The organism is Pseudomonas sp. B1(2018), assembly GCF_003097365.1.
Lineage (GTDB): Bacteria > Pseudomonadota > Gammaproteobacteria > Pseudomonadales > Pseudomonadaceae > Aquipseudomonas > Aquipseudomonas laurylsulfatiphila.
The window spans coordinates 1-14,291 of the sequence record NZ_PYUK01000019.1 but is presented as its reverse complement, the minus strand read 5'-3'; the positions used below and the strand labels follow the sequence as shown (position 1 = coordinate 14,291).

Sequence of the window (14,291 nt, the reverse complement as noted above, 5' to 3'; positions counted from 1 at the left end):
AGATCGCAGCCTTCGGCAGCGCCTACAGAGGACTGCGATCTTTTGATTTTCGATCAGCGCTGCATGCCCCAGCGCTTCACCGTCACCCGCTCCAACGAATCAAACACCAGGTTCTCCACCAGCAACCCAATCAGAATCACCACCGCCAGGCCGGCAAACACCTTGTCGGTGTACAGCTCATTGCGATTCTGAAAGATGTACCACCCCAACCCACCCTTGCCGCTGGTCGCGCCAAACACCAACTCGGCAGCAATCAACGTCCGCCAGGCAAAAGCCCAGCCGATTTTCAACCCGGCGAGGATCGACGGCAGCGCCGCCGGGATCAGGATGAACAGCACAAAACGCATGCCCTTGAGGCCATAGTTGCGCCCGGCCATGCGCAGTGTTTCCGAGACGCCGAGAAACCCGGCGTAGGTGTTCAGCGCCAAGGCCCAGAGCACCGAATGCACCAGCACGAAAATCAGGCTGTTCTGCCCCAGGCCGAACCACAACAGTGCCAACGGCAATAGCGCGATGGCGGGCAACGGGTTGAACATCGAAGTCAGGGTACTGAGCAAGTCGCGACCGAATTGCGTCGACACCGCCAGTGTCGTCAGGCCAAACGCCAGGACGATGCCGATCAGGTAACCCTTGAGCAACACCACCAGAGAGATCCACACCTTGCCCAGCAGCTCGCCACTGAGCAGGCCGTCGTACAGCGCGTGAGCGGTCTGCAAGAAGCTCGGCAACAGCAGGTCGTTGTTCTGATAGCGCGCAACGGCCTCCCAGAGCACAGCGAGCAACACCAGAATCAGGCTTTTACGCAACCAACCCTGTTGCCACAGGCGTTGCCCGAGGGGTAGTTCACGCTCCAGCGGCACGCTGGTCAGTGGCTGCAAAACCGTTTCGAACGCTTCACGCGGGGATGATAAATGGCTCATCGGGCCCTCCTCTCAACTGGCTCAATAAGCGATGCGGATATCAGCGAAATCCAGCTCATGCTCGGCTTGCGGCGATTGACCTTCATCGAACAACAGCCGGTGAATGCGGCGCGCCGATTCTTGAAACGCCACACCGCCGAGGCTGTGCAAATCGTATTGGTGGCTGTGCACTTCCGCCCGCACTCGCCCCGGATGCGGCGACAGCAAAAGGATGCGGTTACCCACCACCAGCGCCTCTTCGATGGAGTGCGTGACGAACAGCAGCGTGAAGCGCACCTCCTCCCAGAGCAGCAACAGTTCCTCCTGCATCTTGCGTCGGGTCAACGCATCGAGGGCAGCGAAGGGTTCGTCCATCAGGAGGATTTTCGGCTGCATCGCCAGCGCCCGGGCGATGGCAACCCGAGCCTTCATGCCACCGGACAAGGTGTGTGGATAGGCATCGGCAAACGCCGCCAGACCGACCTTGTCCAGGTAGTGCAACGCCCGCTCTTCAGCCTCTTTGCGCTTGAGGGTTTTCGAGGCCAGCAGCGGAAACATCACGTTCTGTTTGACGGTTTTCCACGGCGGCAGTTGATCGAACTCCTGGAACACCACGATCCGGTCCGGCCCGGGCGCATCGACGCGCTGGCCTTGCAGACGGATCTCGCCTTCCACAGGCTGGATGAATCCGGCGGCGGCCTTGAGCAAGGTCGACTTACCGCAACCGGACGGCCCGAGCAGGACAAAACGGTCCGCCGGGTCGATCTCGAAGCTGACTTGATGGGTCGCCCGCACCACCCGCTGCGGCGTGCGGTATTCGAGGCTGACGTTATCGACCGACAGCAGCGCCTGGGCTGCCGCGATCGGATTGCTGACCGTGTGGCCTTGCAAAGGGGCGTTCATTTCGGTCAGCTCCCTTGCAGCGGCTTGGCGTCCTGGAAGAAATAATCCTTCCACGAGTCCGGTTTGTTTTTGATCGCGCCGACGCGGTAGAGGAACTCGGCCAACGGGTAAGTGTTTTTCGGCGTGACGCTGAACTCGAACTGCGGGTTGTCGATGATTTTCAGCAACGCGGCGCGGTCGATTTTGGCCTTGGTCACGCGGATGTAAGTGTCCGCCGCCGCGCCTTTATCGTTCTGTGCGAACTGTGCGGCTTCGGTCAGCGCTTCGATGAAGGCTTTGTAGGTTTTCGGGTTCTCGTTGCGGAATTTCTCGGTGGCGAACAGCACGGTCGGCGAGTTCGGGCCGAGCAGGTCATAGGTGTTCAGCACCACGTGTACATTGGGATTTTCCAGCGCCTGGTCCTGGAATGGCGGGTTGGAGAAGTGGCCGGTCAACTCGGTGCCACCGGCTACCAGCGCCGCTGTCGCGTCAGGGTGCGGAACAGCGATGGTGTACTTGTCGAGGCGATTGAATTCCTTGTCACCCCACTGCCTGGCGGCCGCGTATTGCAGGAAGCGCGACTGCACCGAAACCCCCACGGCCGGCACCGCGATACGGTCCTTCTCGGTGAAGTCGGCGATGGTCTTGACCGTGGGATTATTGCTCACCAGGTAGTACGGGAAGTTGCCGAGAGAAGCCACGGCCTTGACGTTCTGCTTGCCGTGGGTGCGATCCCAGATGGTCAGCAGCGGGCCGACACCGGCACCGGCGATGTCGATCGAGCCGGACAGCAGCGCATCGTTGACCGCCGCGCCGCCCGAGAGCTGAGTCCAGTCGACCTTGATGTCGATACCTTCCTGCTTGCCGTACTTCTCGATCAGGCTCTGATCGCGCACCACGTTGAGCAGCAGGTAGACGATACCGAACTGTTCGGCGATGCGGATTTCACCTTCGGCGTGGGCCACGGTCGGCGCCACCAGGCTGCCGGCGATCAGGCTGAAACCCAGGCCGATGGCGGCGGCCAGGGGTGCAAAGGGCAGACGTTTGGACATGATCAAATCTCCGGCAATTCAGAAAGGCGCGTCGCCCTGGATGGTGGTGCGATACAGCTTGCGGCGCAGATGGCTGGGGCAGCCGGCGGCGAGGTGAATCAGTGAACGGTTGTCCCAGAACACCAGGTCATGGGGCTGCCATTGATGGCGGTAGATGTTTTGCGGCAACACGCTGTGGGCGTAGAGTTCGGCCAACAGTTGCTGGCTCTCGTCCTCCGGCAAGCCAACGATGCGGGTGGTGAAACCCTCGCTGACGAACAACGCCTTGCGGCCGTTTTCCGGGTGTGTCCGCACGACCGGGTGGACGACCTCCGCAACCTGGGCCAGTTGCTCCGGGGTCAGGGTCGGGCGCCAGTTGCCTTCGAATTTGGTCTCGCTGTAACGCGCCGTGTAGGAGTGCGCGGCCGAGCGGCCTTCCACCGCTTTGCGCAGCGCCTCAGGCAGGTTGTCCCAGGCCTTGTGCATATCGGCGAACAAGGTGTCGCCGCCCTCCGCTGGCAGCTCCTGGGCGTGCAGCATCGAGCCCAGGCTCGGCAGTTGTTTGTAGGAGAGATCGGAATGCCAGAACTTGCCGGCATCACCCAGGCCGATGTTCTGGCCGTTTTCGACGATGTTGGAAACGATGAGGATTTCCGGATGCCCTGCCAGCAGGAACTGCTTGAGCACGTGAATCTGCAACACGCCAAAACGACGACTGAAGTCGATGTGCTGTTGCGGGGTGATGCGCTGGTCGCGGAACACCACCACATGATGGTCCAGGTGCGCGCGGTGAATGCGGGCAAAGTCCTGATCATTGATCGGGCGGGACAAATCGAGGCCGAGGATTTCGGCGCCCACCGCTCCGCTGAAAGGGCGGATTTCAAAGAATTGTGGCGCGATGCTTGGCGAAGCTGAGGCTGCAGACATAAATCACTCCCACGCACGGCACGCTCAAGGGCGCGCGCGTCGATCAGAAACTCACGGAGGTTCCGTGTTGGTTCGTGTCGTGCGGCGCGCCGATTGGTCGGCAGGTACGCAGGAGATTGACTTTATAGATATAAGAATTGAAATTTAAATACCGTTAATGAATAACGATATGGCGATTGAAAAGGGACTGCGTGGATTGCGGAGTGACGTTATTTGTCACTTTCTGACAGGGTTTTGGTGTTTTGACTGGCCCCATCGCGGGCAAGCCCGGCTCCCACAAGGTTCTTTGTTGAAACACGATCATGTGTTTGACACAAAAACCTGTGGGAGCCGGGCTTGCCCGCGATGGGGCCAGTGAATCCACTAAAGATCTAGAGATCTAGCGCTCGTGCAGTGCCTCGGCCCGCGCACGGATGATCGGCTTGAGCAAGTAGCTGAGGATAGTCTTCTTGCCGGTGATGATGTCCACGGAAGCCACCATCCCCGGAATGATCAACAAGGGCTTTTCGTCGGTGCCCAAGTGGCTGCGTTCTGTGCGCAGCTTGATGATGTAGTAGGTGGTTTTCTTGTCATCGTCGGTAATGGTGTCGGCACCGATCTGTTCCAGCTTGGCCTTCAGCCCACCGTAGATGGTGTAGTCATAGGCAGTGAATTTCACCGTCGCTTCCTGCCCCGGATGCAGGAACGCGATGTCCTGCGGGCGGATCTTCGCCTCGACCAGCAAGGTGTCGTCCAGCGGCACGATTTCCACCAGGTCGCTGCCTGGCTGGATAACCCCGCCGATGGTATTGACCAGCAGCTTGTTGACGATACCCCGCACCGGCGAGGTGACCAGTGTCCGGCTGACCCGGTCTTCCAGGGCCTTGCCAGTGGCTTGGGCCTTGTTCAGATCGGTGCGTGCTTCATTGAGCTGGGTCAGGGCTTCGCTACGGAACTTGCCGCGAGTTTCGTCAATTTTGCGCTGTACTTCCTTGATCGCCGACTCGGCTCGCGGAATAGCCAGGGTGGTGGCGTCGAGCTGGCCACGGGTCTCCGCTTCGGCACGCCTGAGGCGCAGGACTTCCACCGGCGATACCGCGCCCTGGGCCACCAATGGCTCGGACATGCTGATTTCCTGACGCTGGAAGCCCAATTGCTGGCGGTACTGCGCCTGCTTGGAGGTGAATTCGCGCAGCTCTTGCTGGCGCTGGATCAACTGCTCCTGCAAGCCGCCAATCTCGTCGAGCAACTGCTGGCGGCGACTCATATAGAGCGACTCTTCGTTCTTGGCCTGACCCGGCACGGCCTTGAGTACATCCTCGGGGAAGTTCAGGGGACGATCTTCGAGCTCGGCGCTCAGACGCTCGACCCGCAACACCATCGACAACCGATCGGCTTCGGTTTCACCGACGTTAGAGGCAAATCGCGTGTCGTCCAGGCGAAGCAGCGGGGCACCGGCGTCGACGATCTGGCCTTCCTTGACGAACAGCTCGGAAACGATACCGCCCTCAAGGTTCTGGATTTTCTGGATCTTTGACGATGGAATCGCCTTGCCATCGCCCTTGGTCACTTCGTCGATGACCGCGAAGTTGGCCCAGAGCATCAGGAATACGAAGAACGAGATGATCGCCCAGATCGTCAGCCGCACCACACGCGGCGCGTCTTCGATCAACGCCTTGTTGACCTCCGGCAGCGGCTGGCCCTGAAGCGAAGCAGAGCCCTTGAAGTAGCGAAGGATCGAACCCTTACCCGACTTAAGCAACACTGATCTGCCCCTTCTTCAACGCTTCCATCACCGCGGCTTTCGGGCCGTCGGCGAGTATCTGCCCGCGGTCGATCACGATCAGCCGATCCACCAGCGACAACAGCGATGCCCGGTGAGTCACCAGCACCACGGTCTTGTTTTCGATCACGGCTGCCAGGCGCTGCTTGAGGCGCTCTTCACCGGTGTTATCCATGGCACTGGTCGGTTCGTCGAGCAGCAGGATCGGCGGATTGAGCAGTAATGCACGGGCCAGGGCCACGTTTTGCCGTTGGCCGCCGGAGAGGTTCTGCCCGCGTTCGCCCACTTGCAGCTCATAACCCTGCGGATGCAGACGCGCATATTCGTGGACACCGGCCAGCTCAGCCGCTTGCAACACCAGTTCATCCTCGACATAACGCGCACCGGAAACCAGGTTGTCGCGCAAGGTACCGGCGAGCAGCTGAATGTCCTGGGGCACATAGCCGATGTTGTAGCGCAGCTCGCTGACGTCGATCTGGCGGATATCCACGCCATCGACCAACAACGAGCCATCATCCGGCTGATAGAGCCCTACCAGCAGTTTTGCCAGCGAGCTCTTGCCCGAGCCGCTTCGGCCAATGATGCCGATCTTCTCGCCGGGACGAATCACCAGATTGATGTTCTTCAGCGCTAGGTTCTGCTGTTGGGGGTACGTGAAATTGAGCTGGCGGCATTCAATGGCGCCCTGCAGCACCTTGCGGCTGAGCGGGCGCTCTTCGAAATTGCGCTCCTGGGGCAGCTCCATCATTTGATCGACCGACGTCATGGTCACCCGTGCCTGCTGATAGCGCGTCAGCAACCCGGAAAGCGACGCCAGCGGGCTGAGCGCACGGCCACTGAGCATATAGCAGGCAATCAGGCCACCCATGCTCAGGTGACCGTCGATGATCTGGTACACACCGAAGACAATCATGATCACCCCGGCCAGTTGCTGGATCAGCAAGGTGATGTTCATCGCCAGGCCGGACAGCATCTTCACCCGCAACTCAAGGCGACTGAGGGTGCCGATGGTCTGTTCCCACTGATACTGGCGTTCGCTTTCGGCGTTGTTGACCTTTACCGCATCCAGCCCGGCCAGGGTTTCGATCAGGCTCGACTGTCGCTCGGCTCCCAGCGCCATGGTCCGCTCCATGGTCGCTACCAGGGGTTTCTGCAACGCATAACCGATGGCCAGGGCGATCGGGAAGGCCAGCACCGGTATCCACACCAGATGGCCGCCGAGGATCGCGATAACCATGAAAATCAGCAGGGTGAACGGCAGGTCGATCAGGCTGGTAAGGGTCAGCGAGGCGAGGAAATCGCGCAGACTCTGAAATTCATGGATGTTCTGGGCAAAACTGCCGACCCGTGCCGGCCGGTACTTCATGGTCATGCCGACGATGCGCTCGAACAGCGTGGCCGAGATGATCAGGTCGGTTTTCTTGCCGGCCAGGTCCAGGCACAGGCTGCGCAGGCTTTTCAGGATCAGGTCGAAGAGGTAGGCGCCAGAGATGCCGACAGCCAGCACCCATAGCGTCGCTTCGGCCTGGTTTGGCACGACACGGTCGTAGACGTTCATCACGAACAACGGCGCGGCCATGGCAATGATGTTGATCAGGAAACTGGCGGCGATGGCGTCGGCGTACAACCAGCGCGAACGCTTGAGGGTGTCACGGAACCACGAGCGCGCACGCGGAATCAGCGTGCCGTGATTGACGTCGAATTTGTGCTGCGGCTGGGCAAAAAAGACTTTACCGGTGTAATCGTCAGCCAGTAGCTCGCGGCTGACCAGGGACTCACCGCCATCGCTTTCGCTGAGCAGCACCCGCACCTGATCTTCGCCTTGCCAGCCAAGCAGGACGGCGCTGCGACCGTCCTTGAGCAGCAACAATGCCGGCATGGCAATCGCCGGAATGTCCCCCAGCTTGCGCTGCAACACCCGACCTTGCAGCCCCGCACGAGCCGCCGCACGTGGCAGCAGCTCGACACTCAAACGCTGCTCGGGCAGTGGCAGGCCGGTGGTGAGCATGGCCGCGCTGGCCGGTTTCTGGTGCAGCATGCAAAGAGCGAGCAGACCATCCAGCAACGGATCGTCATGCAACGCGCGCGGATCATGAATGAGTTGAACCCGACTGACTTCTGATTCCACGCTCGGCACTCTTGGCTAACAATTGAACAATGAAGGTCCTGCTCAATTCATACCGGGCAATTGGACCTTCGGCTTCACGTCGTTCTGCACAACGGATGCCAATGGTGCGACCACTCCCTGGCTCTTGAGCAACTCGCCCATGGTCGCCTTGATTCGGTACTGAGTAAATAACTGAATGTTCTTGATCTCCACCAGACGGTGAGAAGAGGTGAACAACTCGTTCTCGCTGTCGAGCAAATCGAGCAGAGTGCGCTCGCCGAGGCTGAACTGACGCTGGTAAGCGGTTCGCACGGCGGTGCTGTGATCAACGTACTGCTGGGCGATCGGCACCTGGGCATTGGCGTTGTTCAGGGCGTTCCAGGCCAGGCCAAGTTCTTCATTCAATTGGCGCAGGGCGTTGTTGCGGATGTCCAGCGCCTGGTTCGACAGGTAGGCCTTGGATTCCAGGTCGGCCTTGTTGCTGCCGCCGGCATACAGGTTGAAGCGCATGCGCAGCATGGCCTGCCATTCGTTGTTATGGCCGTTCTGACCATCGATATCGTTGTCTGCGGTGCGACCCAGTTCAGCATCGAAGCGCGGGTAGAAGGTCGACTTGGCCGTGTCGTACTGCTTTTCGGCGGCGGCGATGTCGGATTCGGCCGAGCGCAGGATCGGGCTGTTTTCCAGCATCTGCGCGCGGGCTTCATTCAGGTTGGCCGGCATCAGCGCCAGGAAACTCGCCGGGCGCTCCAGTTGATCGGGCATCTGGCCGACAGCGGACAGGTAGTTGGTTTCGGCATCAGCCAGGTTGGTCTGCTCGGTGATCAGGTTGTTGCGCGCCTGGGCCATCCGCGCCTCTGCCTGATCGAGGTCGGCGCCGCTGCCGACGCCACGCTGGGTGCGCAGCTGGATCTGGTCGTAAATGCGTTGGTGGCTCTTGAGGTTGTCCTCGGCCAGGCGCACGAATTCGCGACGGGTCAGCACGTCGAGATAGACCTGGGCCACGGTCAGCCCGGTACGCTCGGAAGTACTCAGCAGCGAATAGGCGCGGGAGTTGACGGTGGCTTGTTGACGCCCTACTTCGCTGGTCGTCGCAAAACCGTCAAAAACCATTTGGGTCAGTCGCAAGCTCGATTCACTGCGGTTCAGATTTTCCCAGTGGTTGTTGCTGCCGTCCCCGCGTGTGGTGACGCTGTCAGTGCCTTCGCGGCCATAACCACCCAGCAAGTCCACTCGTGGGAGGTATCCCCCTTGCGCTGCCTTTAACTGATAGTCCGCAGCCAAACGACTGTTTACCCCTGCCTGGACTTCCGGATGGACATCCAATGCCTGTTGCATGGCTTCGGGTAAGGATTGCGCTTGTACGAAAGACGCGGCGAGCGCGAAGGGTATAGCCATGAACAAAGGCGAACGCATTGTAGGAATTTCCCAGGACTTCTTGTCTTGAATCACGACTGAAAAACGCGCCGTGTCGGAAGATGGCGAGCGGAATGACCGTATGTCGGAAAGTTCGAAAGCGGAACTGGATCACATACCAAGGACAGGTCACAGCTCAAATATCAATGTGACATTACTGGGGCGATTGTTTAGGATGGCTCCAAGAAGGTCAATAGTTTGGCATAAAGTTAATAGCGAAAAAATATAGCCAAAATATTGACGAATTGAAGCGTCAAACTTGTGCATCTATTTTGCAATGTAACGTCCAGACTGGTCGGCGCAGACGCCATCAGGTCTATGGAAGTCAACTGAACGTGACACCCCGGAGAGTCTTCAATGAGCAGTGTTGTTGCCATCGTCAAAAGCATTGTCGGTCAAGTTTTCGTGGTGTCCCCAGAGGGCATCCGCCGCGTTCTCGTTGAAGGCGACAAACTGTTCGCCGGGGACCAGATCGACACTGGCCTGTCCGGTGCCGTGTCCCTGGAACTGGCCGATGGCCGCACCCTCGACCTGGGCCGCGACACTCAGTGGAGTGCTGACGCGCCGGACTCCAGTGCTGACCTGGCAGCGGCCACCGCACAAGCCGCGCCGTCCGTTGAAGAGCTGCAACAAGCCATTGCCGCCGGTGCCGACCCGACCAAAGACCTTGAAGCCACCGCCGCGGGCCCGACCGCCTCAGGTTCGGGTGGTGCCGCCGGGGGCGGTCACAGCTTCGTGATGCTTGACGCCACGGCAGGCCGCGTCGACCCGACCATCGGCTTCCCAACCGCCGGTCCTGAATCCACGGCCACTCCCACTACGCTCGATACTGGCAACCAGAACTCCACGACCATCACGACCCTCAACGCTCCGAGCGTACTGACTGCGGATACGGGCACTCTGGCCGAAGACAGCGTCGCGACGGGCAACGTACTGAACAACGATAGCGATGCCGAGACACCGCTCAGCATCGCCAGCTTCACCATCGCCGGCGTCACCGGCAGTTTCAGCGCAGGCCAGACAGCGACCATCGTCGGCGTCGGTACGTTGACCATCGGCGCCAATGGCAACTACACCTTTACTCCGGACGCCAACTACAACGGTGCCGTACCGCAAGTCACGTACACCACCAGCACCGGCTCGAGCAGCACTCTGGATCTCACCGTGACCGCGGTCGATGATCCGAGCATTTTGACTGCCGACACCCAAACCATTGCTGAAGACACCGCCGCGATCGGCAACGTGCTGAACAATGACAGCGACATCGATAACACCCTGAGCGTGGTCACCTTCACCATCGACGGTGTTCCTGGCACCTTCACCGCGGGCCAGACGGCGACCATTGCCAACGTCGGCACCCTGGTGATCGGGGCCGACGGCGCCTACACCTTCACACCGGCCGAGAATTACAACGGCACAGTGCCAACCGTGAGCTACACCGTCACCGACGGCTCCACCTCGACGCTGAACATCGGTGTTACGCCGGTTGATGACAGCTTTATCGATGCCAGCGAAAGCGTGACCACCGCTGAAGATGCCCCGGTGACCGGCAGCGTCCTTACTGGCACCTCGAGCGTCGACGGCCCGGTCAGTGTGGTCAATTTCACCATTGGTGATACCACCTACGTCGCCGGCCAGACCGCGACTATCGCCAACGTCGGCACCCTGGTGATCGGGGCCAACGGCACCTACACCTTTACTCCGGACGCCAATTACAACGGCAGCGTGCCGACCGTGAGCTACACCGTCACCGACGGTTCCGGCAGCAATGTCACCTCGACCCTGAACATCGACGTCACCCCGGTTGACGACAGCTTCACCGACCTCAGCGAAAGTGTGACCACCACTGAAGATGCCCCAGTGACCGGTAGCGTCCTCACTGGCACAAGCAGCGTCGACGGCCCGGTCAGCGTGGTGAACTTCACCATTGGTGATACCACCTACGTCGCCGGCCAGACCGCGACCATCGCCAACGTCGGCACCCTGGTGATCGGGGCCAACGGCACCTACACCTTTACTCCGGACGCCAATTACAACGGCAGCGTGCCAACCGTCAGCTACACCGTCACCGACGGTTCCGGCACGGACGTCACCTCGACCCTGAACATCGACGTGACCCCGGTCGACGACAGCTTCACCGACCTCAGCGAAACGGTCTCTACCCAGGAAGACACCGTCGTCAGCGGCAGTGTGTTGACGGGCACCTCGAGCGTCGACGGTCCGGTCAGCGTGGTGAATTTCACCATCGAAGGCGTTCCTGGCACTTTCAACGCCGGCCAGACGGCGACCATCGCCAACGTCGGCACCCTGGTGATCGGGGCCAACGGCACCTACACCTTTACCCCGGACGCCAATTACAACGGCAGCGTGCCAACCGTGAGCTACACCGTCACCGACGGTTCCGGCAGCGATGTCACCTCGACCCTGACCATCAGCGTGACCCCGGTCGACGACAGCTTCACCGACCTCAGCGAAAACGTGACCACCACTGAAGACACCGCCGTCACCGGCAGCGTCCTCACCGGCACCTCGAGCGTTGACGGTCCGGTCAGCGTGGTCAATTTCACCATCGGTGATACCACCTACGTCGCCGGCCAGACCGCAACCATCACCAACGTCGGCACCCTGATCATCGGGGCCAACGGCACCTACACCTTTACGCCGGACGCCAATTACAACGGCAGCGTGCCGACCGTGAGCTACACCGTCACCGACGGTTCCGGCAGCAATGTCACCTCGACCCTGACCATCAACGTCACCCCGGTCGACGACAACTTCACCGACGCGAGCGAAAGCGTGACCACCGCTGAGGACACCGCCGTCACCGGCAGCGTCCTCACCGGCACGAGCAGCGTCGACGGCCCAGTCAGTGTGCTCAACTTCACCATCGGTGAAACCACCTACGCCGCTGGCAGCACCGCGACCATTGCCAATGTCGGCACCCTGGTGATCGGCGCCAACGGCGCTTACACCTTCACCCCGGACACCAATTACAACGGCAGCGTGCCGACCGTGAGCTACACCGTCACCGACGGCTCCGGCAGCAATGTCACCTCGACCCTGAACATCGACGTCACCCCGGTCGACGACAGCTTCACCGACCTCAGCGAAACGGTCTCTACCCAGGAAGACACCGCCGTCAGCGGCAGCGTGTTGACGGGCACTTCGAGCGTCGACGGCCCGGTCAGCGTGGTGAATTTCGCCATCGACGGCGTGCCTGGCACCTTCACAGCGGGCCAGACCGCGACCATCGCCAACGTCGGCACCCTGGTGATCGGCGCCAACGGCGCCTACACCTTCACCCCGGACGCCAATTACAACGGCACAGTGCCAACGGTGAGCTACACCGTCACCGACGGCTCCGGCACGGACGTCACTTCGACCCTGAACATCGGTGTTACACCGGTTGATGACAGCTTCACCGACCTCAGTGAAAGCGTGACCACCGCTGAAGACACGGCTGTCACTGGCAGCGTGTTGACGGGCACCTCGAGCGTCGACGGCCCGGTCAGCGTGGTGAGTTTCTCCATCGACGGCGTTCCTGGCACTTTCAACGCCGGCCAGACCGCGACCATCGCCAACGTCGGCACCCTGGTGATCGGCGCCAACGGCGCCTACACCTTTACGCCGGACGCCAACTACAACGGCAGCGTGCCGACCGTCAGCTACACCGTCACTGACGGTTCGGGCAGCAACGTCACTTCGACCCTGAACATCGGTGTTACACCGGTCGACGACAGCTTCACCGACCTCAGTGAAAACGTGACCACCGCTGAAGATACCGCCGTGAACGGCAGCGTCCTCACCGGTACGAGCAGCGTCGACGGCCCGGTCAGCGTGCTCAACTTCACCATCGGTGAAACCACCTACGCCGCCGGCAGCACCGCGACCATTGCCAACGTCGGCACCCTGCTCATCGGGGCCAACGGCGCCTACACCTTTACGCCGGACGCCAATTACAACGGCAGCGTGCCAACGGTGAGCTACACCGTCACCGACGGTTCCGGCACGGACGTCACCTCGACCCTGAACATCGGTGTTACACCGGTCGACGACAGCTTCACCGACCTCAGCGAAAACGTGACCACCACTGAAGACACCGCCGTGACCGGCAGCGTGCTCACCGGTACTTCGAGTGTCGACGGTCCGGTCAGCGTGGTGAATTTCTCCATCGACGGCGTTCCTGGCACTTTCAACGCGGGCCAGACCGCAACCATCGCCAACGTCGGCACCCTGGTGATCGGCGCCAACGGCGCTTACACCTTCACCCCGGACACCAATTACAACGGCGCGGTGCCGACCGTCAGCTACACCGTCACCGACGGCTCCGGCAGCAATGTCACTTCGACCCTGACCATCAGCGTCACGCCGGTCGACGACAGCTTCACCGACCTCAGCGAAACGATCTCCACTCAAGAAGACACCGCCGTGACCGGCAGCGTGCTCACCGGTACTTCGAGTGTCGACGGTCCGGTCAGCGTGGTGAATTTCACCATCGACGGTGTTCCTGGGACTTTCAACGCCGGCCAGATGGCGACCATCGCCAATGTCGGCACCCTGGTGATCGGGGCGAACGGCGCCTACACCTTTACGCCGGACGCCAATTACAACGGCGCGGTGCCGACCGTCAGCTACACCGTCACCGACGGTTCCGGCAGCAATGTCACCTCGACCCTGGCCATCAACGTGACGCCGGTCGACGACAGCTTCACCGACCTCAGCGAAACGGTCTCTACCCAGGAAGACACTGCCGTCAGCGGCAGTGTGTTGACGGGCACGAGCAGCGTCGACGGTCCTGTCAGCGTGGTTAATTTCTCCATCGACGGCGTTCCTGGCACTTTCAACGCCGGCCAGACCGCGACCATCGCCAATGTCGGCACCCTGGTGATCGGGGCAAATGGCGCCTACACCTTCACCCCGGCCGATAACTACAACGGCGCGGTGCCAACCGTCAGCTACACCGTCACTGACGGTTCCGGCACGGACGTCACCTCGACCCTCAACATCAGCGTCACCCCGGTCGACGACAGCTTCACCGACCTCAGCGAAAACGTGACCACCACTGAAGACACCGCCGTCACCGGCAGCGTCCTCACCGGCACCTCGAGCGTCGACGGCCCGGTCAGCGTGGTGAGTTTCGCCATCGACGGCGTTCCTGGCACTTTCAACGCGGGCCAGACCGCAACCATCGCCAACGTCGGCACCCTGGTGATCGGCGCCAACGGCGCTTACACCTTCACCCCGGACACCAATTACAACGGCGCGGT

8 protein-coding genes are annotated in these 14,291 nt (G+C 60.9%); 1 reads left to right on the top strand and 7 read right to left on the bottom strand.

Annotation, left to right across the window (positions count from 1 at the left end; genetic code table 11):
- Positions 1–53: 53 nt before the first annotated feature.
- The 7 genes from C9422_RS24910 to C9422_RS24880 all read right to left on the bottom strand — a co-directional run bounded on the left by C9422_RS24910 (position 54) and on the right by C9422_RS24880 (position 9,024).
- Positions 54–920: an ABC transporter permease gene (locus C9422_RS24910; protein WP_007977620.1), complete on the bottom strand. Its 867-nt coding sequence runs from the start codon at positions 918–920 to the stop codon at positions 54–56.
- A 21-nt stretch (positions 921–941) separates the two neighbouring features.
- Positions 942–1,802, bottom strand: a complete 861-nt coding sequence (locus C9422_RS24905) for an ABC transporter ATP-binding protein (protein WP_116582493.1) — start codon at positions 1,800–1,802, stop codon at positions 942–944.
- 5 nt (positions 1,803–1,807) lie between these two features.
- A complete protein-coding gene (locus C9422_RS24900; RefSeq protein WP_116582492.1) occupies positions 1,808–2,833 on the bottom strand; it encodes an ABC transporter substrate-binding protein in 1,026 nt (341 codons plus the stop codon).
- Positions 2,834–2,851: 18 nt separating this feature from the next.
- Positions 2,852–3,739, bottom strand: coding sequence for a TauD/TfdA family dioxygenase (locus C9422_RS24895; RefSeq protein WP_104451591.1), 888 nt, complete (start codon positions 3,737–3,739; stop codon positions 2,852–2,854).
- A 379-nt stretch (positions 3,740–4,118) separates the two neighbouring features.
- The gene (locus C9422_RS24890; protein ID WP_116582491.1) at positions 4,119–5,483 is read right to left on the bottom strand and encodes an HlyD family type I secretion periplasmic adaptor subunit; all 1,365 of its coding nucleotides are present in this window, start codon (positions 5,481–5,483) and stop codon (positions 4,119–4,121) included.
- Positions 5,473–7,629, bottom strand: a complete 2,157-nt coding sequence (locus C9422_RS24885; RefSeq protein ID WP_116582490.1) for a type I secretion system permease/ATPase — start codon at positions 7,627–7,629, stop codon at positions 5,473–5,475. The genes C9422_RS24890 and C9422_RS24885 overlap by 11 nt, the downstream gene beginning before the upstream one ends.
- A gap of 42 nt (positions 7,630–7,671) precedes the next feature.
- Complete coding sequence (locus C9422_RS24880; RefSeq protein WP_116582489.1) at positions 7,672–9,024, bottom strand: TolC family outer membrane protein; 1,353 nt, start codon at positions 9,022–9,024, stop codon at positions 7,672–7,674.
- A 357-nt stretch (positions 9,025–9,381) separates the two neighbouring features.
- Here C9422_RS24880 and C9422_RS24875 point away from each other — a divergent pair.
- The coding region (locus tag C9422_RS24875) for a retention module-containing protein (protein ID WP_116582488.1) at positions 9,382–14,291 on the top strand (4,910 nt) is incomplete at its 3' end.